The sequence below is a fragment of the Acuticoccus kandeliae genome, assembly GCF_003073115.1.
The window spans coordinates 45,621-68,317 of record NZ_QBBV01000002.1; the positions used below are offsets into that span (position 1 = coordinate 45,621).

A 22,697-nucleotide genomic window follows, 5' to 3' on the forward strand; every position below is an offset into this window, starting at 1 on the left:
TTCTCCGGGACGATCGTGACAGCGGCATGACACGTCCGCCGCGCCGCCGGGAGAGCCCTCCCACGCAAACACCCATTTGACCCTGCTGCCTGAAGGTGCATTCTCGAAGGTGAGGCAGAAGGACACGGGGTGGTACGAGACTTGTCTGACCGCAGTCGCCAGCAACGAGCCGAGCCCGCCCGATGAGCACCCTCACCCCCCTCCCCGCAAAGGTCGATATCGTCGTGATCGGCGGCGGCGTGCTCGGCACGAGCGCCGCGATCTTCCTCAACCGCCTCGGCCATTCCGTCGCGCTGATCGAGAAGGGGCGCATCGCGGGCGAGCAGTCGTCCCGCAACTGGGGCTGGATCCGCAAGCAGGGGCGCGACCCGATCGAGCTGCCGCTGATGATCGAGAGCGCGCGCCTGTGGCAGCGCCTCGCAGAGGAGAGCGGCGAGGATATCGGCTTCGGGGTGAACGGCACGACCTATCTCGCGCTCGACGAGGCCGAGCTTGCCGAGCGTCAGGCGTGGCTGGATTCGGCCGAGGGCTACCAGCTCGACACCAAGCTCCTGTCCGCGGCGGAGACGGCCGCCCTCCTCGGCCGCGACGATCGCCGCTTCGCGGGCGCGCTCCACACCCCGTCCGACATGACCGCCGAGCCGCGCCTCGCCGTGCCCGCCTTCGCCCGCCTCGCCGCTTCCGAGGGCGTCGCCGTGATCGAGGGCTGCGCGGTGCGCACCGTCGAGCGGACGGGCGGGCGGCTGAAATCGGTGGTGACGGAGCGCGGCGAGATAGAGTGCGACGCGGCGATCCTCGCGGGCGGGGCGTGGTCGCGCACCTTCCTCGAAAATCACGGCATCTATATCCCGCAGCTTGCGGTGCGCGCCTCGGCCTTCCGCACGGGGCCGACGCCGGAGATCCACCCCGGCGGTCTCGGCGCGACCGGCGCGTCGCTGCGCCGGCGGCCCGACGGCGGCTACACGGTCGCCCGCTCCAACGCGGCGACGTTCGAGCTGATCCCCGCCGCCTTCCGCCATTTCGTCCCGTTCCTGCCGGTGATCCGCAAGCGCTGGAAGATGCTGAAGATCCGCGGCAACAGCGAATTCTTCGGCCCGCTCGGCCACCACCGCTGGACGGGCGATCAGAAGAGCCCGTTCGAGGAGATCCGCGTCCTCGACCCCGCGCCCGACATGGACCTTCTCGAGACGGTCCGCGCCACGGCGATGGAGTTCCACCCCGGCCTCGGCCCGATCGAGATCGTCGAGGCGTGGGGCGGGATGATCGACGTCACCCCCGATGAGGTGCCGATCATCGACGAGGCGCCGGGCATCCCCGGCCTCTTCATCGCGACCGGCCTCTCCGGCCACGGGTTCGGCCTCGGCCCCGGCGCGGGGATGCTCGCGGCGGAGATGGCGAGCGGGCGCACGCCGGGTGTCGATCCCAGCGCCTTCCGCCTCTCCCGCTTCTCGAACGTGGGGCGCGCGGCGGCATGACGAATCCCGACGTCCTTGTCATCGGCGCCGGGATCACCGGGGCGGCGGCCGCGCTGGAGCTTGCCCAGTCGGGCGCCTCGGTCGAGATCGTCGACACCTACGGGCCCGCGGCGATGGCGTCGGGATGGACGCTCGCGGGCGTGCGCCAGTCGGGCCGGCACCCGGCCGAGATGCCGCTCGCGCAGGCCGCCGTCGCCGGCTGGCCGACCCTTGCCGAGCGCCTCGGCGGCGAGACGCACTACCGCCAGGAGGGCAACCTCCGCCTTGCCTGCACGGAGGCCGAGATCGCCCACATCAAGGGCCTCGTCGATTCCCACCGCGCGCAGGGGCTCGACCTCGACTTCCTGCCGACCCTGGAGGACGTGCGCACGATCACCCCGGCCCTCTCCGACCGGGTGATGGCCGCCTCCTTCTGCCCGACCGACGGGCACGCCGACCCCAACGCCACCGTCGCCTCCTTCATCGCGGCGGGCGCGCGCCACGGCGTGCGCCTCTCCACCGGCGAGGCGGTCGAGCGGTTCGAGACCCAGGGCGGCAAGATTGTCGCCGCGCTGACGGCGACGCGGCGGATCACGCCGGGCGCCGTGGTGCTCGCGGGAGGGGTCCAGGTGAACCGCCTCCTGGAGCCGCTCGGCGCCGCGATTCCCTTCCGCATCACCATCGTCACGGTGATCCGCTCGACCCCCACCGCGCCGATCCTGAAGCCGGTGCTCGGCACCGCGGGGGCGGTGTTCGCGGCGCGGCAGGAATGGAACGGGCGGCTTCGCTTCACCTCCGGCTCCGAGCCCTTCGTCGGCACGCTCACCGAGCGGGACGGCCGGCCCTTCGCCGCGCCCAATATCCGCCGCCTGCGCGACACCATCGACCGGGTCGGCGCGGTGCTGCCGCCGGTGCTCGACTGCGAGATCGAGGCCGTCTGGGGCGGCCTCCTCGACCTCACCCCCGACGCACTCCCGGTGATCGACCGCGCGCCGGGCCTCGACAATCTCGTCGTCGCCGCGGGTTTCTCCGGCCACGGCTTCTGCATCGGCCCGGTCACCGGCCCGCTCGCGGCCGACCTCGCCCTCGGCCGCCCGCCGCGCCTTTCACTGGAAGCGTTCCGCTTCGCCCGCTTCAACGCGCTCGACGGCCCGGCCGCGCCCCTCACCCTCCACGGCTGACGCCCGCGCGGCGAGCAACGGGCAAGTCGATCTCAGTCCAATCCGTCACCGCGATCGATCTTTCGGCAAGATCGATCGATCGCGTGCGGGCGCGCGGACGCACCGACAAGTGGTCGCGACCGCGCCTGCCCGACGGATCTTGACGCTTCGCCGGAACGTCAGAATCGGTCCGGACCAAATGGTATTCGTCCGATCCAACTCATTCATGCAATTGGCTTTTCCACGAACGAGATTGCCGTAAGTCACTTGATCGGCCCGTTACTTGCAGACATCATCACCCGTGACGCGGCATCGGTTCCACTCGCACCTTCCGGACCAGCCCTGAACCGAGGAGAACTTAGATGCTTGATCCCAACGGCCGCGTCGTCATGATTTCCGGCGCCAATCGCGGGATTGGCCGGGCGATCGCCGAAAACTTGCTGAAGAAGGGTTATCGGGTGAGCGCGGCGGCGCGTGACGTGCCGGCTCTCAAGGACGCGCTCGCCCCTTTCGCGGGATCGCATCTCCTGTGCGCCGCCTACGACGCGGAGACGCGCACGACCTACAAGGCCTGGGTCGACGCGACGATCGCGAAGTTCGGGCGCATCGACGCCCTCGTGAACAATGCGGGCACGTCGAACACCTTCTCGATCGAGGCCGGCGAGGAGGAGGAGCTCGACCGCCTCGTCACGATCAACATCAAGGGCCCGCTCTTCATGACGCGCCTCGTCATGCCGTATCTGCGCAAGACCGGGACGGGGCGGATCATCAACATCTCGTCCCTCTCGGGCAAGCGCGTCCGCAACGAGAATGTCGCCTACAACATGACCAAGCACGCGCTGATGGCGCTCACCCACGGCACGCGCCGCATCGGGTGGGACGACGGCGTGCGCGCGACGGCGGTGTGCCCGAGCTTCGTCGCGACCGACCTCACCGCCAATGTCACCAAGATGGCGCGCGAGGAGATGATCGACCCGGCCGACCTCGCCGAGCTCGTCGCCACCGCGATCGCGCTGCCGAACAACGCCGTCGTGGCCGAGATCGCCGTCAATTGCCGACTGGAGGATTTGTTCTGAGTTGAACCCGGGCCGCCTCTGCGCGGCTCGATACCAAGGCCCACGATGTCCGCGCCGCGGCCGTCAGAAGGGCCGAATATCGAAGGAGGTGAGACCTGTGAAAATTGCTGCCCTGTCGCTTTCGCTCGCGGCGCTGATCGCCGCCGCCGGCCTCGCCGGACCCGCGCATGCCGCCGGCACGACGCTCAGCGTCGGCATGGCGAGCGCCGATGCCGGCTCGCTCGATCCCCATCGCGCGACGACCACCCCCGACAAGGGGCTGCTGCACTGGATGTTCAACGGCCTCGTGCGCATCAAGCCCGGCCAGGCGAGCCCGGAATTCATCGAGCCCGACATCGCCGAGAGCTGGACGTCGTCGGACGACGGTCTCACCTGGACGTTCAAGATGCGCGAGGATGTCGATTGCCACGGCGATTACGGCAATCTCGATGCCGCCGACGTGGTCTTCTCCCTCAAGCGCTCGATGAACGCGGACACCTCCTCCTTCGCGAAGGATTATGGCGCTGTGTCCTCGGTCGAGGCGACCGGCCCCTACGAGGTCACGATCACCCTGTCGGAGCCGGTGCCGAGCCTTCTCGGCCTCCTCGTGCCCTATCATGGCGGCAACATCGTCTGCCAGGACGCGGTCGAGGCGCTCGGCGACAAGTTCCAGTCCGAGCCGATCGGCACCGGGCCGTTCATGTTCGCCGAATACCAGCCGCAGCAATATGTGAAGCTGGTCGCCAACCCGGAATATTTCCGCGGCGAGCCGGCGATCAAAGAGATCTTCTACCGCTACATCCCGTCCGACTCCTCGCGCGACCTCGCCTTCCAGTCCGGCGAGATCGACATGATCTACGGCAAGCAGGACCAGACCTGGGTCGAGCGCATCGCGCAGGTGCCGGGCACCAAGGTCGTCGTCATGAAGCCGGGTGAGATGAGCGTCATCCACCTCAACATGACGATGCCGCCGCTCGACGACATCAACGTGCGCAAGGCGATCGCCCATGCGATCGACCGCGACGCGATGGTCCAGTTCCGGGGCGACGAGGTGACGATCGCCGCGATCTCGCCGGTGCCCGAGGGTTATCTCGGCTACACCGCGGACGTGCCGACCTACGAATATTCGATCGACAAGGCGAAGGAGCTCCTCGCCGCGGCCGGCCATCCGGACGGGATCACCATCAAGGCGATCCACACGACGCTGCCCGGCATGCTGGCCACGATGGAGGCGGTGCAGGCGCTCCTGCGCGCGGCGAACATCAATCTCGAGATCGAGACCGTGGAGCACGCCACCTTCCACAGCCAGATCCGCGACGATGCGAGCCAGGTGGTCCACTACTCGGCCGCCCGCTTCCCGGTCGCCGACGTGTACCTCTCCCAATTCTTCCTGTCGGACTCGATCGTCGGCACGCCGACGGCCGTGACCAACTTCTCCCACTGCGCCGTCGCCGACGACGAGATCCTCGGCGCCCGCGTGGAGCAGGACAAGGAGAAGCAGCTCGCCCTCTGGGCCGAGGCGCAGAGGAAGATCATGGCGGAGGTCTGCGCGATCCCCGTCTACCAGAACCTCCAGCTCTGGGCGTGGAAGGATACGCTCGATCTCGGCGTGGACGTCGAGGGCGCGCTGAACCTCAGCCCGCCCGTGACCGAAGCGGCGCACTTCTCCGAATAGGCGGGCCGGGCGCGGCGGCGACGCCGCGCCCACCGCTGATCGCGCCATGACCGCGTTCGTCATCAAACGGCTCGGCTTCGCCATCGTGACCCTCTTCGGGGTGCTCACGATCGTCTTCTTCATCGTGCGCGTCCTGCCGGGGGACCCCGCGCTCGTCATCCTCGGCGACCAGGCGAACCAGGCCTCGATCGAGGCGCTGCGGGCCAAGCTCGGCCTCGATCAGCCGATCTGGATGCAATATCTCGACTTCCTCGGCGGGGTCGTCGTCGGCGACTGGGGCGTCTCGATGGTCTCGGGCCGGCCGGTGATCCAGGAGATCATGAAGGTCCTGCCGGACACCTTGGAGCTGACGATCGCCTCCCTCATCCTCGGGGTGATCATGGGCGTGCCGCTCGGCGTGTGGTCGGCGATCCGGCGCAACAAGATGCCGGACTATATCGTTCGCCTCGCCTCCCTCGTCGGCCTCTCGCTGCCGGCCTTCGTCTCGGCGATCCTCCTCCTGATGATCTTCGCGATCCAGCTGCGCTGGTTCCCGGTCATCTCGTCCGGACAGGGGGAGACGATCGGGGCGCGGCTGCGCGACCTCGCCCTTCCCGCGATCAATCTAGGCCTCATCATGGCCGCCTACATCACCCGCGTCGCCCGCTCCGCGATGCTCGAGGTGCTGAACCAGGATTATGTGCGCACGGCGCGCGCCAAGGGGCTCGCCTTCGCCGTCATCATCTGGCGCCATTGTCTGCGCAACGCGCTCATCCCCGTCGTCACCGTGGTCGGCCTCTATCTCGGCATCCTGATCGGCAACTCGGTGCTGACCGAGATCGTGTTCAACCGACCCGGCCTCGGCAAGCTCATCGTCGGCTCGCTCAACCAGCGCGACTACACGATGCTGCAGGGCATGATGGTCATCTACACGCTGATCGTCGTGCTCGTGAACCTCATCACCGACCTCGTCTACGGACTGATCGACCCGAGGATCAAATACCAATGAGTGTCGTGACCGAACGGCGGCCGGCCTACTGGCGGCGCTCCCTCGCCGCGCTCGGCAGCGGCCTCGTCGCCGCCTTCAACACCAACAAGACATCGTGGGTGGGGCTCGGCCTCTTCCTCATCGTCTGCCTGCTCGCGATTCTCGCCCCGGTCATCGCGCCGCACGACCCGATCGAGCAGAACATCCTCTTCCGACTGAAGGCGCCCACCGGCGACTACTGGTTCGGCACCGACTATTATGGGCGCGACACCTTCTCGCGCGTCCTCTACGGGGCCCGCATCTCGCTGATGATCGGCCTCTTCGCCATCGGCTCGGCGATGATCATCGGCTCCTTCATCGGCATGGTCGCCGGCTATTATGGCGGCGCGACGGACATCGTGATCATGCAGATCATGGACGTCCTCCTCGCCTTCCCCTCGCTGATCCTCGGCCTCATCGTCGTCGCGATGATCGGGCCGTCGACGCTCAACATCATCATCGCCATCTCGCTGACGGCGATCCCGCCCTTCGCCCGGATCGCGCGCGCGCCGACGATCGCGGTGAAGGAGCGCGAGTTCGTGGAGGCCGGGCGCGCGCTCGGCTACTCCAACCCGCGCATCCTCTTCGGCCACATCCTGCCGAACATCCTGCCGGAGATCCTGGTGATGGGCTCGCTCTGGCTCGCGACCGCGATCCGCGTGGAGGCCTCGCTCGCCTTCATCGGCCTCGGCGTCTCCCCGCCGACGCCGACCTGGGGCGGCATGATCCGGGAAGGCTTCGAGAACATCCTCGATTCCTTCTGGCTCGCCCTCTTCCCCTCGCTCGCCGTCCTCCTCGTCGTCTTCTCGCTGAACCTCCTCGGCGACGGGCTGCGCGACGCGATCGACCCGCGCCTGAAGGGCGAGCAATGAGCGTCCTCTCGGTCCGCGACCTCACCGTCTCCTTCCGCTCGGAGGGCTATTGGTCGAGCGTCGTGCGCAACGTCTCCTTCGCGATCGACAGCGGGGAGACGGTCGCGGTCGTCGGCGAATCGGGTTCGGGCAAGTCGGTGACGGCGCTCTCGATCATGCGCCTCCTCCAGGAGGGCGTCTCGAAGATCGAGGGCGAGATCCACCTCGAGGGGCGCGGCAATCTCCTCGCCCTGCCGGACGAGACGATGCGCGACGTGCGCGGCTCGGAGATCGGGATGATCTTCCAGGAGCCGATGACGAGCCTCAACCCGGTGCTGACGGCGGGCTTCCAGGTGATCGAGGCGCTCCGCCGCCATTCCGGCATGGACCGGTCCGCCGCCCGCGCCGAGGCGTTGCGCCTCTTCGACCTCGTGCGCATCCCCGACGCCAAGCGCCGCCTCGACCAGCACCCCCACACCTTCTCCGGCGGGATGCGGCAGCGCGTGATGATCGCGATGGCGATGGCGTGCCGGCCGAAGCTCCTCATCGCCGACGAGCCGACCACCGCCCTCGACGTGACGATCCAGGCGCAGATCCTGGAGCTGATCCGCGACCTCCAGACCGAGATCGGCATGGCGGTGATGTTCATCACCCACGACATGGGCGTCGTCGCCGAGATCGCCGACCGCGTCGTCGTGATGCTGCGCGGCGACAAGGTCGAGGAGGGCCCGGCAACGGAGGTCTTCGCGAACCCGCGCGAACCCTACACGCGGATGCTCCTCGCCTCCGTCCCGAAGCTCGGCGCGCTGACGGGCACCGCGACGCCCCGCCGCTTCCCCGACCTCAAGGGCGAGGCGGTCGAGACCGAGCCCGCGGACGAGCCGGACACGCGCAGCGACAAGCTTCTCTCGGTGGACGGTCTCGTCACGCGCTTCGACATTCGCGGCGGCATCCTCGGCCGGCCGGTCGGGCGCGTCCACGCGGTGGAGAATGTCTCCTTCGCCGTCCGCGCCGGGGAGACGCTCGCCCTCGTCGGCGAATCGGGCTGCGGCAAGTCCACCACCGGGCGCTCGATCCTGCGCCTCATCGAGCCGCGCGAGGGCGCGATCCGGTTCGACGGGCAGGACGTCATGGCGGCGGACCAGAAGGCGATGCGCGACGTGCGCCGCCACATGCAGATGATCTTCCAGGACCCCTACGGCTCCTTGAACCCGCGCAAGACGATCGGCTCGGCGATCGGCGAACCGCTGCGCGTCCACGGCGTCGCGCACGGCGAGGCGGCCGAGGCGCGGGTGGTGGCCTCCCTGGAGCGGGTCGGCCTCAAGCCCGAGCACGCCTACCGCTTCCCGCACGAATTCTCCGGCGGGCAGCGCCAGCGCATCTGCATCGCGCGCAGCCTCGCGCTCGACCCGAAGCTCATCGTCGCGGACGAGTCGGTCTCCGCGCTCGATGCCTCCGTGAAGGCGCAGGTCGTCAATCTGATGCTGGACCTCCAGCGCGATCTCGGCCTCGCCTACCTCTTCATCAGCCACGACATCGCCGTCGTGGAGCGGGTGAGCCACCGGATCGCGGTGATGCTGCTCGGGGAGATCGTGGAGATCGGCCCGCGCTCGTCCGTGCTCGCGAACCCGCGCCATCCCTATACGCAGAAGCTGATTTCCGCCGTTCCGGTGCCCGACCCCGCCCGGCGGGGCGCGCGGCGGCCGCTCCTCTCCGACGAGATCGCGAGCGCGGTGCGCGCCCTCGACTGGCAGCCCCCGGCCCGCCGCATGGTCGAGGTCGGCCCCGACCATTTCGTGATGGAAGGCTGACGCCCCCAGTCGCCGCGTCGCGTCAGAGCTTGGCGAGCACCTTCTCCGTCGCCCCCGTGTCGATGCCGAGATAGGCGCCTGCCTTCAGCGCGAGGTGCGAGGCCGGCTCCAGGCGCTGCTTGCCGAGCGCCCAGTCGACCTCCGCCTCCGCCTCGTCCGCCGGCAGCACCAGCGCGCCGGAGAAGTCGCAGATGACGAGGTCGCCGGGGTGGACGACCGCCCCGCCGCACTGGATGTCGACATTGAAGGCGCCGCCGACATCATAAAGGCGCGTCGTGATCGGCGAGGGGCCGCGGCACCAGACGGGAAGGTCGTACTGGACGATCTCCGGCACGTCCGTGCAGGGCCCGTCGATGAGGACGCCCGCCGTCCCGCGCGTCTTCAGCGCGCACGCCACCGCGCCGCCGAGGCAGGCGTGGCGCCGGTCCCCGAGCCGGTCGATCACGAGCACGTCGCCCGGCCGCAAATATTGGATGATGTGGTGGAGGAGCGTGGAATCCTGGCCCGGAAGCGCCAGCGTCACGGCGGTGCCCGCAATCCGGTAGCCGTGGACGGCCTGGATCTCCGGGTCGACGAATCCCATGAAGCGGCGGTGCCCGATGGTGGCCGTCTCCACCTTCAGCGCCTTCTCGACGAGGTGCGGCGCGAGAGGCGCCGGCATGTCCCGCATGGTGTAGGTCATCGCCGCGTTCCCTGAGTCTCTTCAAGCAATTAGGCTAGGGCGCCCCGGAGCAAAGGACAGCGCATGAACAGGTCGGTCGAACAGTGGGTGGTCACGAAGCCCGCGGTGGCGAGCGAGGCGGGCGTGGTGGCCGCCCAGCACCTGGAGGCCGCGCGCGCCGGGGCGGCGATGCTCGCCGCGGGGGGCAACGCCGTCGACGCGGCCGTCGCGACCGCCTTCGCCCTCGCCGCGGTCGAGCCGTGGATGTGCGGGCTCGGCGGCAGCGGCTACATGGTCGTCTGGAACGCGCGCGAGAAAGAGGCCCGCGTCATCGACTTCCAGGGAATGCTGCCGAAGGGCATCACTTTCGACGACTATCCGCTGGATCCGGACGGGCCGGAATCGCTGATGGGCTTCCCCGCCGTCATCGACCGCCGGCACGTCGTCGGCTACCCCTCGATCAGCGTGCCGGGGGCGGTGAAGGGGCTGACCCACGCCCTCGCCCGCTTCGGCACGATGGGACTCGACACGGTGCTCTCCCCGGCGATCACGCTCGCCGATCGCGGCCTCGCGGTGGACTGGTTCACGACGCTGCAGGTGAGCCTCGCGATGGCGGACCTCGCGCGCGATCCGGGCGCGCGCGCCGTCTACCTCCCCGGCGGGACCCCGCCGCGGCCGGAGGAATTCCTCGCCCTCGGCGCGCTGCCGAAGACGCTGCGTGCGCTGGCGGACGGCGGGTCTGAGAGCTTCTATCGCGGCGCGCTCGCCGAGGCGATGGCGGCCGACCTCGCGGCCGGGGGAAGCCGGATCGACGCGGCGGACTTCGCCGCCTACGAAGCGCTGGAGCACGAGACGCTCGCCGGCAGCCATCGCGGCGTGACGCTCCACACCGCAGGGCCGACGAGCGGCGGCCCCCGCCTCATCGAGGCGTTCGCGCACATCGCCGCCCATCTCGATCCCGCCGCCGGGATCGGCCCCGAGAGCTGGGCGGTTTATGCCGACGCGCTCAACGCGGCCTGGCGCGCGCACAATGCGCGGATCGGGCGGGGCAAGGAGGTCGGCGGCTGCACGAGCCACATGTCGGCGGTGGATTCGGATGGCAACATGGTCGCCCTCACCTACACGCTCCTCAACCGCTTCGGCTCGTGCGTGGTGCTGCCGCACACCGGCATCCTGATGAACAACTCGGTATCCTATTTCGACCCGCGCCCCGGCTATCCGACCTCGATGGAGGGCCACAAGCGGATCAACGCGTCGAACATGTGCCCGACCGTCGCCGTGCGCGACGGGGAGGCGCTCTTCGCGGTCGGCGCGTCGGGGGCGAACCAGATCATGCCGGCCGTCCTGCAGGTCGCCGCGCTGATGCTCGATTTCGGCCTGTCGCTGGAGGAGGCCTTCAACCACCCGCGCCTCGACGCGACGGATCGCGGCTCGGTGCGCGTCGATCCGCGGCTCGGCGAGGCGACCCTCGCCGCGCTCGGCAACCGCTTCACGCTGGAGGTCGCGCAGCGCCTCGTCTTCCCGAAGCTCTATGCCTGCCCGTCCGGCGTCTCGCGCGATCCGGCGAGCGGGCTCTGCCACGGCATCAACGACCCCTCGCAGCCGGTGGGCGGCGCGGCCGCCCCCGCCCCCTTCGCCCCGCGCGTCACGCGAAACGATGGCGCGGCGGAGATCGCCCGGCCCTAGGCTCGGGACCCGCTCCGGGCCTCAATACCCCTTTTCGAGGTCGACGAGGTCCGCGATCGGCTCCCCGGCGATGAAGCGCTGGATGTTGGCGGCGATCATCTTGCCGCCCGACTCCGGGTCGATCATCGAGGCGACGTGCGGCGTCACCAGCACCTTCGGATGCGCCCAGAAGGGGTGCTTGGAGGGCAGCGGCTCCTCGTAGAAGACGTCGAGCGTCGCCGACTTCAGGTGCCCCGAATCGAGCGCGGCGAGGAGGTCGTCCTCGACGAGGTGCTCGCCGCGCGCCGCGTTGATGACCGAAGCGCCCGCCGGCAGCTTGGCGAAGAGGTCGGCGTTGAGGATGCCGCGCGTCTCGCTCGTCAGCGGCAGGAGGCAGACGAGGATCTCGCACTCGGAAAGGAAGGCTTCAAGCGCGTTGAAGCCGGCGAAGGGGCTCACCCCGTCGATGAGCTTCGGGCTGCGCGACCAGCCGCGCACCTTGAAGCCGACGGTCGCGAGCATCCGCGCCGCGTCGCCGCCGAGATTGCCGAGCCCCATGACGCCGACCGTGCGCCCGGTCGCGGGCGGGATCACGATCTGGAGCCACTCGGCCTTCTCCTGCGCCGCCTCCACCAGCGGAAGCTGGCGATGGATGCGCAGGACATGCATCAGCACATATTCCCGCATCCGCTGCGTCAGCTCATCGCCGGTGGTGCGGATAATGGGAATGCCCTGCGGCAGCTCCGGATCGGCGAGCACATGGTCGATCCCTGCTCCGATCGACACTATGAGCTCGAGGTTCGGGAAACGCTTCAGCCCGCCCGCCGGCGGCTTCCACACCACCGCATAGCGCACGGCCGCGGGATCGCCCGGATCGTCCCACGGCCGGCATTCGATGTCCGGAAGGAGGGACTGGAGATGCTCCAGCCACCATTGCGCGCGGGCGGGACCGACACGGAGGACGAGACTCATGATGGAATCCGGGTTTTTGGGTGGGGCGGAGGGGGGAAACCGGGGTCTGGACAGCCGAAAAGGCCCGCTGGCACGATTCTTGCACCCAGGCAAACGATTGTACGGTCGCCAATCGGTGAATTTGCACCCGATTTCGCGTCTTCGGCCTTCCGGCGTCGCCCGGCCGTCGCCGCGCCACGCTGGAAGTTTCGACTCGTTCGGCGTCGATGTCCACCCTCGACGGCCGCCGCGGCGCGCATGGCGGTTCTGCGCGGACGCGCGATCGCGCCGGACGGGCGGCCCGCGATGAGCGCCGTCGCCCCGGCGCATTCGCCGCGCCCCGGACCCGCCGCCGCGCCGGCCGCCGCAAACAGCGCCATCTGCTGCCCATTGCGGCGATTGCGTGCACAATGTGCCGCAATGCGCGGCATCATCGCCCATCGACACGATCGCCGGCGGTGTATGGTGCCCCCGAACGGAGAGAGAGCATGGACCGTTTGATCGTCGGCGGACCCGTCGCGACCATGGCGCCGGGCGGCGCCCGCTACGGCCTCATCGAAGACGGCGCCGTCGCCCATCGCGACGGGCGCATCACCTTCGTCGGCAGGCGCGCGGACCTCCCGGCGGCCCTCGCGGACATTCCGCCCACCGATGTCGGCGGCCGCCTCGTGACGCCGGGCCTCGTCGATTGCCACACCCACGTCGTCTTCGGCGGCAACCGCGCGGCCGAGTTCGAGATGCGCCTCGAAGGCGCCTCCTACGAGGAGGTCGCGCGCGCCGGCGGCGGCATCCTGTCGACCATGCGCGCGACGCGGGCGGCGGACGAGGCCACCCTCCTGGAAGCGGCGCTCTGGCGCGTCGACGCCCTCATCGGCGAGGGGGTGACGACGATGGAGGTGAAGTCCGGCTACGGCCTCAACATCGCCGACGAGATCAAGATGCTGCGCGTCGCGCGGCGGATCGCCGAGGAGCGGCCGGTCCGCATCGTGACGAGCTGGCTCGCCGCCCACGCCCTGCCGCCCGAATATGACGAGCGCGCGCGCTATATCGAGGAGGTCGTCCTCGCCGGGCTCGACCGCGCCCATTCGGAGGGCCTCGTCGACGCGGTCGACGCCTTCTGCGAGGGGATCGCCTTCTCGTCCGACGACGTGGCGGGCGTCTTCGACCGCGCGCTCTCGCTCGGCCTCCCGGTGAAGCTCCACGCCGAGCAGCTCTCCCACGCCGGCGGCGCAGCGCTCGCCGCGCGCTACGGCGCGCTGTCGGCCGACCATCTGGAATTCATTGACGAGGCGGACGCCGCCGCGATGGCGCGCGCGGGCACCGTCGCGGTGCTCCTCCCCGGCGCCTGCTACACGCTGCGCCAGGCCGAGAAGCCGAACGTCGCGGCGCTGCGGTCGGCGGGCGTGCGGATGGCCGTCGCGACGGACTGCAATCCCGGCTCCTCGCCACTGACCTCGCTCCTCCTCGCGCTGAACATGGCGGCGACGCTCTTCCGCCTCACGCCCGAGGAGGCGCTCGTCGGCGCGACGCGCCATGCCGCCGCCGCGCTCGGCCTCGGCGACGAGATCGGCACGCTGGAGGTCGGGAAATGCGCCGACATCGCGGTGTGGAACGTGACCGCGCCGGCCGAGCTCGTCTACCGGATCGGCTTCAACCCGCTCGACACCCGGCTCTTCGCCGGTCATCCGGGTTAGACGCGCCACGCCGATCGCCCCATTTTTATCCGTGATCAACCTGGATACCGAACGACGATGAGCCAACCCTTCTCGCTGCGTCATGGCAACGGCCCGATCCTGATCTCCGTTCCCCACGCCTCCACCTACATTCCGTCGAATATTGCGCGGCGGCTGAACGAGACCGGTCAGGCGATGACCGACACCGACTGGCACCTCGACCATCTCGCCGAGCGCTTCGCGGGGCCCGCGAGCGTGATCGCCGCCGGCTTCCACCGCTATGTGATCGACGCGAACCGCGACCCGTCGGGCGTGAGCCTCTATCCGGGGCAGGCGACGACGGAGCTCGTGCCGACCACCGATTTCGACGGGGAGCCGCTCTGGCTCTATGGTGAGGAGCCGACCGACAGCGACATCGCGGAGCGCCGGGCCGAATTCCACACGCCCTATCACGAGGCGCTGGCGGCGGAGCTGAAGCGCATCCGCGAGGAGCACGGCATCGCCGTCCTCTTCGACCTCCATTCGATCCGCTCTGTGATCCCGCGCCTTTTCGAGGGCACGCTGCCGACCTACAATGTCGGCACCGACTTCACCTCGACCTGCGACAAGGCGTTCGAGGACGCCGCCGCCGAGGAGTGCCGCGCGACGGCGGAGACTGTGGTGAACGGGCGCTTCCGCGGCGGCTGGACGGTGCGCTTCCACTGCAAGCCCGCCGAGGGGATCCATGCGATCCAGCTCGAGACCGCGCAGGTCCACTATATGCTGGAGCGCTCGCCCTGGTCGCTCGTCGACGGTGCCAGCGACTATGTCGCGACGCTGACGCGCATGGTCGACCGCTTCACCGAGATCGCGAAGGCGATGGCCGAATAGGATCCGGCCGGCGGCGCGCGCCCGCGTGCCGCCGCCTCCTCCGGCGCGTCAGAAGCGCAGGATGCCGCCGATCACCGGGCCGTGCTCGATGATGTCGTACTTGAAGCCGTCGTCCTTGTAGTCGACGCCCATGCCGCGATAGCCGACCACCGCGGAGAAATTGTTGCTGATCTGGTAGCCGAGGCCGCCCCACGCGTCCCACATGAACTCGGACGAGACGCCGAAGCCACCGATCATGCCCCAGCCGGTCACGAAGAACCGGTCGGTGAAATCGTAGCGCCCCTTGATGCCGATGAGCGGGTCGACCCAGGTGTCCCCGTCATTGGCGGACACCCCGTCGAGGACGCCGCCGCGGAAGCGCAGGTCCGTGTCGACCGACCAGACGCGCGCGCCGGCCATCACGTCGAGGCTCGCCTTGTCCGTCTCGATGGCCCGGTACTCGGGCGCGATGGTGAAAGTGAGGGTCTGGGTGTTGAGCGAGACGCTGTCGGCGAGGATGCTCTCCTCGGTCGCCTTCGCGCCGGAGAGCTTGACGTAGACGAGGTCGGTGAAGACGCCGAAGCGGCGGAAGCGGAACTCGGTGACCGCCATCGCGCCGAAATCGAGACTGTCCCAGATGTCGGAGAAGGAGGCGTCGACGCTGATCGCTGGGAGACCGAACTGCGCGATGTCGCCGCTGAGGCCGGCGCCCCAGAAATAGGGCGCGATGCCGAACGACCATTCGCGATCGCTCGCCCGCTCCTCGACGGTGGTCGGCACACCGGACACGACAAGGTCGGCGGCCTGGGCGGGAAGAGAGGACAGCCCCAACGCAACGATCAAGAGGGCCCGTTTCATGGTCCTGTTCCGTTTTTACTGCCGGTGGGCAGGACGACAACTGGTCCTCGCCCCGCAACCACCGTACTGCGCAAAGCACACTCGTCGGATGGACCTTGACCATCCGGGAAGCGCACGCCCCCGCCTAGTGCAGGGCCGCCACACCAGGTTGCGATCACTTCGCAGAGGCCCGCGAATTTCCGATTGTTGCGCGCAATCGTGCCGAGTGTTGTTCCCGCGCATCAACGCCGGCGGCGGCGCGACCCGTCAGGACGGGACGGGCGCGTCCTGCCGCAACAGCCCTTCCCGCTTCAGCGCCTGCCAGAGCTCGGCCGGGATCTCGGCCGAGAGGGCGGCCGCGGTGCCCGCGATCTCCTCCGGCTTGACCCCGCCGGGGATGACGCACAGCACCGCCGGGTGGCAGAGCGGGAAGCGCAGCGCCGCGTCGCGCAGGCGCACGCCGTGTTCCTTGCACACCGCCTCGATCCGGCGGACGCGATCGAGGATCGCGGGCGGGGCGGGCTTGTAGTCGAAGTGGGCGCCCTCGACCGCGCCGGTCGCGAGGATGCCGGAATTGTACGGCCCGCCGATCACGACGCCGATGCCGTTCTCCTCGCACAGCGGCAGCATGGAGGCGAGCGCCTCCTGCTCAAGGAGCGTGTATCGCCCGGCGAGGAGGAAGAGGTCGATCTCCACCCGCTCGGCGACGTGCTGGCACACCTCCCACTCGTTCACGCCGAGGCCGAACGCGTCGATCACCCCCTCGTCGCGCAGCGCGACGAAGGCGCGGTGGCCGCTTTCGAGGAAGGTGCGCACGCAGGCCATCGCCGCCGCTTCGCTGCCGTGCGTCCACACGTCAATATCGTGGCAGTAGAGGATGTCGACATGGTCGACGCCGAGACGCTCCAGCGAGAACTCGAAGGAGCGCATGATCCCGTCATAGGTGTAGTCGTAGTCGAAATCGCGGGCGGGCACGTCGAACCATTGGGTCGGCTGCATGTCCGGATCGCGCGGACCGCGCTTCAGGATGCGCCCGGCCTTGGTGGAGAGGAGCGCGTCGGCGGGGCGGTTGGTGCGCCAAAAGGTGCCGAGCCGGCGCTCGGAGAGGCCGAACCCATAAAGCGGGGCGGTGTCGAAATAGCGCGAGCCCGCGGCGTAGGCCGCTTCCAGCGTCGCCTGCGCGGTCGGCTCGTCGATCGATCCGTAGAGATTGCCGAGCGGGGCGGTCCCGGTGCCGAGCGCGCTGAAGGTGAGGCTGCGCCCGGCGCGCGTCGTGAGGGTCTTGGTCTCGAGGGGCGTTGGCATCCGCGTGTCCCGTCCTGTTGTTCTGGCCGTTTCTTGTGTCGTGTCGGGTGGCGCCGGTCCGGTCAGCGGGCGGGCGCCCCCTGAAGCAGCGCATCGATCTCGGCGCGCGTCGGCATCGCGGCGGCGGCGCCGGGGCGCGTCACCGAGAGGCTCCCCGTCGCGCACGCGAAGCGCACCGCGGCGAGCGGGTCCGCCCCTTCCGCGAGCGCGGTGGCGAAGCCGCCATTGAAGGCGTCGCCCGCGCCCGTCGTGTCGCGCACCGGCCCGGCCGAAAAGGCGGGGACGAGCACGGCGTCCCTCCCGTCATGATAGAGCGCGCCGCGCTCGCCGAGCGTGAGGACCGCCCGGCCGACGCCGCGTGCGATGAGCCGGTCCGCCGCCGCGCGCGCGTCCTCGACGGTGTCGACGGCGATGCCGGTCAGCGCCGCCGCCTCCGACTCGTTCGGCGTGACATAGTCGCAAAGGGCGAGGATCTCGTCGGAGAGGTCGGCGGCGGGGGCGGGGTTGAGGATGGTCGTCACCCCCGCCGCGCGGGCGATGGCGAGACCGCGCGCCGCCGCGTCGATCGGCTGTTCGAGCTGGGTGACGAAGACGCGCGCGCCCTCGATCGCGTCGCGCGCCGCGTCGAGGTCGGCGGGACCGATCGCGCCGGCCGCGCCCGCGTTCACGATGATGGCGTTGTTGCCGTCGCGCGTGGAGACGAAGATGAAGGCCGCGCCCGTCGGCCGCGCCGTGTCGCGCACGACGGTGGCGGTGTCGACCCCGGCCTCGCTCCAGGTGGCGAGCGCGATCTCGCCGAACGCGTCGGCCCCGAGGCGGGTGATGAAGGCGACGTCCGCCCCCGCCTTCGCGGCAGCGACGGCCTGGTTCGAGCCCTTTCCGCCGGGCCCCATGCGGAACCCCTCGCCGAGCAGCGTCTCGCCCATCATAGGCAGGCGCGGGGCCTCGAAGGCGAGATCCGCGACGAAGATGCCGAGGATCGCGACCCGCCCCTTCATGGCGCGCCCCGACCGTGCCGCGCCCCCTCACGCATCGGGCGGCACCACGCCTTTCCGCAGGATGAAGCAGCCATAGAAGCGCCGCTCGCCGGTGGTCAGCACCGCGTAGGCCTCCTTCGCCGCGTCGTAGAAGGCGAAGCGCTCGATCCCCGCCATCGCCTCGGCGGTGGGCTCGTGACGCGCGATGACCGCGGCGACCTCCTCCTGGACGGGCGGGATCTCGTCGGGCGCGCCGATCACCTCCATCCGCGCCACCGCCTCGACGGGAAGCACCGACAGGATCGCGTCGACCGCGGCCGCCGCGTCGACATTGTCGATGCGCAGGAGGTGTCCGAACGGCGTCACGCGCGCAATCGAATCGGACGGGAAGTTCGTGTCGGTCACCACCAGCGTGTCGCCGTGGCCCATCGCGCGCAGTGCGTAGAGCACGTCCGCGTTCAGAAGCGGGCTGATCCCCTTGAGCATCCTGTCCATCCCCGCGGGTCCGGCCGGCCGGACCGTCGTCGTCTTTCAACGCGTCGTGTCATTGCCGCACGACAGGGGGGATGTTCCCCGGATCGGCCCCGCTGCGCAAGGATGCTCGTGCGTTCGTCCGCTCCATTCTCGGTTGAGAACTCGGCGGCGATCGCCCGGCATTGCCGTTAGCAATCGCAATCGCCCCGCGATAGCGCTATCTAGGGCCCCATGACACTTCGCTATCCCCTTGCCGATCATTCAGCCGCCATCAGCTTTGGCGGCAACATCCTCGACCGGATGTCCGAACGGCGCGACGAGAGCGCCTTCGTCGACAGCATGCGGACCGACCGCCGGGGCCGCGCCCTTCTCTTCGCAGGCGACCTTCTCGTCGCCGGCGAAGCGGGCGCGTCCGTCATCTTCAGCCGTCCCGAGGCCGAAGCGCTCGGGGCGGATTGGCCAGCCGCCGTCTTCCTCGGCGTCGATTCCGAAGGGCCGCTCTTCGCCGCGCCCATTCCGGAGCCGGGGCCGGGCTACACGCTCCACAATCTGCGCCAGCTCGCGATCGACGGGCAGGTCACGCCCGACGTGCTCGGCGCGATCGCCCAGGGCCGCAGCATCCTCGGCTGGCACGCGACGCACGGCTTCTGCGCCAATTGCGGCCAGCCGACCACGGTCGGCGCGGCCGGTATGCGGCGCGACTGTCCGTCCTGCGGCGCGAGCCACTTCCCCCGCACCGACCCGGTCGTGATCATGCTCGCGATCGACGGGGAGCGCTGTCTGCTCGGCCGTCAGCGACGGTTCGTCGAGGGGACCTATTCCTGCCTCGCAGGCTTCATGGAGCACGGCGAGACGATCGAGGCGGCGGTCCGTCGCGAGATCTGGGAAGAGGCGGGCGTGCGCACGCGGCGCGTGTCCTATTATGCGAGCCAGCCCTGGCCGTTCCCGTCGAGCCTGATGATCGGCTGCTTCGCCGAGGCGATCAGCACCGACATCGACCCGCGCGACCGCGAGCTCGAGGACGTGCGCTGGTTCGACCGGGCCGACATCCTGCCGATGCTGGCGCGCACGCATCCGACCTATTCGGCCCCGCCGGGGGTCGCTATCGCGCACCACCTCCTGCGGGCCTATGCAGAGCGGGGCGCCCCCGTCGCCAACGACGCCGTCGTCGACGGGGCCGCGATCATCACCGGGGCGATGGCCTGAGGGCTGCGTTCTCGGCCGGCTCGCGGATGGTCTCGCGGAACGGCGAGGCCTTGTAGGTGCCGAGGATGCGCACCCGCGCGGAGAAGAATTTGAGCTCCTCGAGGGCGAGAGCCACGTTCTCGTCCTCGGGGTGCCCTTCGATGTCCGCGTAGAAGAGCGTGGCGAAGAACTGCCCGCCGAGCTGGTAGCTCTCCAGCTTGACCATGTTCACCCCGTTGGTCGCGAACCCGCCGAGCGCCTTGTAGAGCGCCGCCGGCACGTTGCGCACACGGAAGAGGAACGAGGTCATGTTCGGCACGTCGCGCGAGGCCGGCTCCGGATTGTCGGCCATGATGACGAAGCGCGTGGTGTTGTGCGCCTCGTCCTCGATGTCGCCCCGCAGGATCTCGAGACCGTAGATCTCCGCCGCGAGGCGCGAGGCGATCGCCGCGGACGTCGTGTCCCGCGTCGACGCGACCTGGCGCGCCGAGCCCGCCGTGTCGGCGGCGACGACGGGGGTCAGCCCGAGCTTGCGCAGGTTCTGGCGGCATTGGCCGAGCGCCTGCACGTGGCTGTAGACGTTCTTGATGTCGGACAGCTTCGTGCCGGGCAGCGCCATCAGCTGGTGGCGGATCGGCAGGAAGTGCTCGCCGACGAAGTGGACGCCCGAGCTCGGCAGCAAGGTGTGGATATCCGCGACGCGGCCCGCGACCGAATTCTCGATCGGGATCATCGCGTAGGTCGCGGTGCCGCCCTCGACGGCGGCGAAGCAGTCCTCGAACGTCGCGAGGGGAACCGCCTCGGCATCCGGAAAGACTTCGGTGATGGCGATGTGGGAGTTCGCGCCGGGCTCGCCCTGGAAGGCGACGCGCAGACGCCCGCTCATGCCGAGGCTCCCGCGGCGAGCATCCGTTCGGCGTGCGCGACGTCGGCCGGTGTGTCGACCCCGAGCGGCACTTCGGTCACGCGTGCGGCATCGATCCGCATCCCGGCCTCGAGCGCGCGGAGCTGTTCGAGCTTCTCCCGCTTCTCCAGGGTCGAGGGCGGGAGTGTGACGAAGCGCGCCAGCGCCTCACGCCGATACGCGTAAAGCCCGATATGATGGTAGAGGGGCCCCTCCCCCCACGGCGCGGTGGCGCGGGTGAAATAGAGCGCCCGCATCAGCCCGTCCGCGTACATGGAACCCACACATTTGACGACATTGGGATTGACCTTCTCTTCCGGGTCCGTGATCTCCGCGACGAGCGTCGAAATGTCCACAGCCGTGTTTTCGAGCGGGACGAGCGAAGCGCGAATCGAGGCCGGCGCGATCGTCGGCAGGTCGCCCTGCACGTTGATGACGGCGTCGTGGTCCCCCGCGGGATCGAGTTTTTCCAAGGCTTGCGAGATGCGGTCCGAGCCCGACGGCAGGTCCGGATCGGTGACGACCGCTTCGCCGCCCGCCGCCCGCACCACCGCCGCGATCTCCTCGCCATCGCAGGCGACCGCGACGCGGCCGATCTCCGCCTCCATCGCCCGCCGCAGGACGTGAACGATCAGCGGCACGCCGCGAATCGGGATCAGCGGCTTGCCGGGAAGGCGGGTCGCCGCCATTCGGGCCGGGATGAGGATGATGGGAGTCACGGGGGCGTCTTTCGTCAGCGTCGAGCGGGTTTCGACGTTTACAACAAACTCAATCGGTTCGGTGCGGTGCAGCGACCTATTTGCTGCGATTCGAATCGCACTCTATAGCTTGCCTAGTCACAAGGTGGATCACTTGGTAGGGACGAGGGAGCCGGCAGCGATTGTGCTCGCCGGGACGGCACCTACCGGCGAAATAGCGAACAAGGGTCTCAGCGGCAATGAACGCGTTTGAACTCAACAAGATCATGAGCGCAGTGCTCGGCGCCCTCGTCTTCGCGATGGGGTTGAGTGTCCTGTCCGAAATAATCTTCGATGAGCATTCGCTGTTCACACCCGGCTACGAGGTGGCGATCGCCGAGGCCACTGGCGGCGCCGAGGCGCCCGAGGAAGTGCCGCTCGCGGTCCTGCTGAACGAGGCCGAGGAATCGAAGGGACAGGGTCTCGCGCGCGTCTGCGGCGCCTGCCACACCTTCACCGAAGGCGGCGCCAACGGCATCGGTCCGAACCTTCACGGGGTCGTCGGCCGCCCGATCGCCTCGCACGAGGGCTTCAGCTACTCCGGCGCGATGTCGACCTACTCGGAAGGCGGTGCGCGGCACTGGAGCTACGAGGAGCTCGACGAGTTCCTGCAGAGCCCGCAGTCCGACATTCCGGGCACCGCGATGGGCTATGCGGGCATCAAGAATGACGAGGACCGCGCCGACGTCATCGCCTACCTGAAGAGCGTGTCGCCCGAGGCTCCGGCCTATCCGGAAGTCCCGGCGCCGACCGAAGAGATGGCGCCGGATCCGGCCGCCGCCGAAGCCGAAGCCGTGCAGGCCGAGGAAGTCGAGGCGAACGCCACCGCTGGCGATGCGGGCACCGCAGGCTCCGCGACCCCTGCTGACGCGACGGAGGCTCCGGCCACGGACGCCCAGTCGGTGACCGAGAAGGCCGACACCACCGGCGCCGCCGGCCAGGACACGCCGAACGAGGCTGACCCGGCCGTCCAGGCGGTCGAGCAGGCGGCCGAGGAAGCCGTGACCGAAAAGCAGGGCGAGGCCGCGCCGGCCGAGGCGACCGAAGCGCCGGCCACCGAGGCCCCGGCTGCCGAAGCGCCGGCCACCGAGGCTCCGGCTGCGGAAGCTCCCGCAACGGAAGCGCCCGCTGCCGAAGCTCCGGCAACGGAGGCCCCCGCCACGGAGGCTCCTGCGACCGAAGGGAACGCCGCCGCGGGCGAGGCTCCGGCCACCGCCCAGGAAGCGGCCGAGGAAGCCAAGGACGCGGCCGAATCACAGGGCGCCGCGCAGGACGAGGCCGTCGGTGCGATCCAGGAGAATGGTGACGCGAACGTGACCGTCGAGGAGGCCCCCGCCCCCAACGTCGAGATCGTCAACCCGACCAACTCGTCCCAGTAACGGATCGTCGCACAAGCAAGCCTGGCGTAAGCCAGGTCCGGCGCCCCGCACGCGGGGCGCTTTGCCGTTCGGAGCGCCGATTTCCGAC

20 protein-coding genes are annotated in these 22,697 nt (G+C 69.6%); 12 read left to right on the forward strand and 8 right to left on the reverse strand.

What is annotated here, in order from left to right; all coding sequences use genetic code 11:
* Positions 1-182 precede the first annotated feature (182 nt).
* From DBV35_RS12910 to DBV35_RS12940, 7 genes are all read left to right on the forward strand, one after another.
* The gene (locus DBV35_RS12910) at positions 183-1,475 is read left to right on the forward strand and encodes an NAD(P)/FAD-dependent oxidoreductase (protein WP_108660748.1); all 1,293 of its coding nucleotides are present in this window, start codon (positions 183-185) and stop codon (positions 1,473-1,475) included.
* Positions 1,472-2,635: an NAD(P)/FAD-dependent oxidoreductase gene (locus DBV35_RS12915; RefSeq protein ID WP_108660749.1), complete on the forward strand. Its 1,164-nt coding sequence runs from the start codon at positions 1,472-1,474 to the stop codon at positions 2,633-2,635. The genes DBV35_RS12910 and DBV35_RS12915 overlap by 4 nt, the downstream gene beginning before the upstream one ends.
* A gap of 341 nt (positions 2,636-2,976) precedes the next feature.
* A complete protein-coding gene (locus DBV35_RS12920) occupies positions 2,977-3,690 on the forward strand; it encodes an SDR family NAD(P)-dependent oxidoreductase (protein WP_108660750.1) in 714 nt (237 codons plus the stop codon).
* A 97-nt stretch (positions 3,691-3,787) separates the two neighbouring features.
* Positions 3,788-5,344, forward strand: coding sequence for an ABC transporter substrate-binding protein (locus DBV35_RS12925; RefSeq protein ID WP_245943951.1), 1,557 nt, complete (start codon positions 3,788-3,790; stop codon positions 5,342-5,344).
* A gap of 46 nt (positions 5,345-5,390) precedes the next feature.
* Positions 5,391-6,332, forward strand: a complete 942-nt coding sequence (locus DBV35_RS12930) for an ABC transporter permease (RefSeq protein WP_108660751.1) — start codon at positions 5,391-5,393, stop codon at positions 6,330-6,332.
* On the forward strand, positions 6,329-7,222 hold the full coding sequence (locus DBV35_RS12935; protein ID WP_108660752.1) for an ABC transporter permease: 894 nt from the start codon (positions 6,329-6,331) through the stop codon (positions 7,220-7,222). The genes DBV35_RS12930 and DBV35_RS12935 overlap by 4 nt, the downstream gene beginning before the upstream one ends.
* Positions 7,219-9,012: an ABC transporter ATP-binding protein gene (locus DBV35_RS12940; RefSeq protein ID WP_108660753.1), complete on the forward strand. Its 1,794-nt coding sequence runs from the start codon at positions 7,219-7,221 to the stop codon at positions 9,010-9,012. The genes DBV35_RS12935 and DBV35_RS12940 overlap by 4 nt, the downstream gene beginning before the upstream one ends.
* A gap of 22 nt (positions 9,013-9,034) precedes the next feature.
* Here DBV35_RS12940 and DBV35_RS12945 read toward each other — a convergent pair whose 3' ends face one another.
* Positions 9,035-9,694, reverse strand: a complete 660-nt coding sequence (locus tag DBV35_RS12945; RefSeq protein WP_108660754.1) for an RraA family protein — start codon at positions 9,692-9,694, stop codon at positions 9,035-9,037.
* A 63-nt stretch (positions 9,695-9,757) separates the two neighbouring features.
* Here DBV35_RS12945 and DBV35_RS12950 point away from each other — a divergent pair, with 63 nt between their 5' ends.
* Positions 9,758-11,359: a gamma-glutamyltransferase gene (locus DBV35_RS12950; RefSeq protein ID WP_108660755.1), complete on the forward strand. Its 1,602-nt coding sequence runs from the start codon at positions 9,758-9,760 to the stop codon at positions 11,357-11,359.
* 21 nt (positions 11,360-11,380) lie between these two features.
* On the opposite strand, the gene DBV35_RS12955 is transcribed toward DBV35_RS12950, so the two are convergent.
* Positions 11,381-12,310 (reverse strand): 2-hydroxyacid dehydrogenase, encoded by a 930-nt coding sequence (locus DBV35_RS12955; RefSeq protein ID WP_108660756.1) that lies wholly within the window; start codon positions 12,308-12,310, stop codon positions 11,381-11,383.
* A 467-nt stretch (positions 12,311-12,777) separates the two neighbouring features.
* On the opposite strand from DBV35_RS12955, the gene hutI reads away from it, so the two are divergent.
* Both hutI and hutG read left to right on the forward strand, forming a co-directional pair.
* Positions 12,778-13,983 (forward strand): imidazolonepropionase, encoded by a 1,206-nt coding sequence (gene hutI, locus DBV35_RS12960; protein ID WP_205648663.1) that lies wholly within the window; start codon positions 12,778-12,780, stop codon positions 13,981-13,983.
* A gap of 57 nt (positions 13,984-14,040) precedes the next feature.
* Positions 14,041-14,832, forward strand: coding sequence for an N-formylglutamate deformylase (hutG, locus tag DBV35_RS12965; protein WP_108660757.1), 792 nt, complete (start codon positions 14,041-14,043; stop codon positions 14,830-14,832).
* Positions 14,833-14,880: 48 nt separating this feature from the next.
* On the opposite strand, the gene DBV35_RS12970 is transcribed toward hutG, so the two are convergent.
* The 4 genes from DBV35_RS12970 to DBV35_RS12985 form a co-directional block, all read right to left on the reverse strand.
* Positions 14,881-15,669: a hypothetical protein gene (locus DBV35_RS12970; RefSeq protein ID WP_157961718.1), complete on the reverse strand. Its 789-nt coding sequence runs from the start codon at positions 15,667-15,669 to the stop codon at positions 14,881-14,883.
* 246 nt (positions 15,670-15,915) lie between these two features.
* A complete protein-coding gene (locus DBV35_RS12975; RefSeq protein ID WP_108660759.1) occupies positions 15,916-16,953 on the reverse strand; it encodes an aldo/keto reductase in 1,038 nt (345 codons plus the stop codon).
* 62 nt (positions 16,954-17,015) lie between these two features.
* On the reverse strand, positions 17,016-17,951 hold the full coding sequence (gene rbsK / locus DBV35_RS12980; RefSeq protein WP_108660760.1) for a ribokinase: 936 nt from the start codon (positions 17,949-17,951) through the stop codon (positions 17,016-17,018).
* Between the two features lie 27 nt (positions 17,952-17,978).
* Positions 17,979-18,416 (reverse strand): RbsD/FucU family protein, encoded by a 438-nt coding sequence (locus DBV35_RS12985; RefSeq protein WP_108660761.1) that lies wholly within the window; start codon positions 18,414-18,416, stop codon positions 17,979-17,981.
* 219 nt (positions 18,417-18,635) lie between these two features.
* Here DBV35_RS12985 and nudC point away from each other — a divergent pair, with 219 nt between their 5' ends.
* Positions 18,636-19,610 carry an NAD(+) diphosphatase gene (gene nudC / locus DBV35_RS12990; RefSeq protein WP_170134928.1) on the forward strand — a complete coding sequence of 325 codons (975 nt, stop codon included), beginning with the start codon at positions 18,636-18,638 and terminating at the stop codon, positions 19,608-19,610.
* Here nudC and DBV35_RS12995 read toward each other — a convergent pair.
* Together DBV35_RS12995 and DBV35_RS13000 are read right to left on the reverse strand one after the other, a co-directional pair.
* On the reverse strand, positions 19,591-20,475 hold the full coding sequence (locus DBV35_RS12995; protein WP_108660762.1) for a prephenate dehydratase: 885 nt from the start codon (positions 20,473-20,475) through the stop codon (positions 19,591-19,593). The genes nudC and DBV35_RS12995 overlap by 20 nt on opposite strands.
* Entirely contained in the window at positions 20,472-21,212 is a 741-nt protein-coding gene (locus DBV35_RS13000; RefSeq protein ID WP_205648664.1) for a 3-deoxy-manno-octulosonate cytidylyltransferase, read from the reverse strand. Before DBV35_RS13000 ends, DBV35_RS12995 begins: the two co-directional genes overlap by 4 nt.
* A 254-nt stretch (positions 21,213-21,466) precedes the next feature.
* Between DBV35_RS13000 and DBV35_RS30880 the strand changes: the two genes are divergently transcribed.
* Positions 21,467-22,609 (forward strand): c-type cytochrome, encoded by a 1,143-nt coding sequence (locus DBV35_RS30880; protein ID WP_170134929.1) that lies wholly within the window; start codon positions 21,467-21,469, stop codon positions 22,607-22,609.
* Positions 22,610-22,697 lie beyond the last annotated feature (88 nt).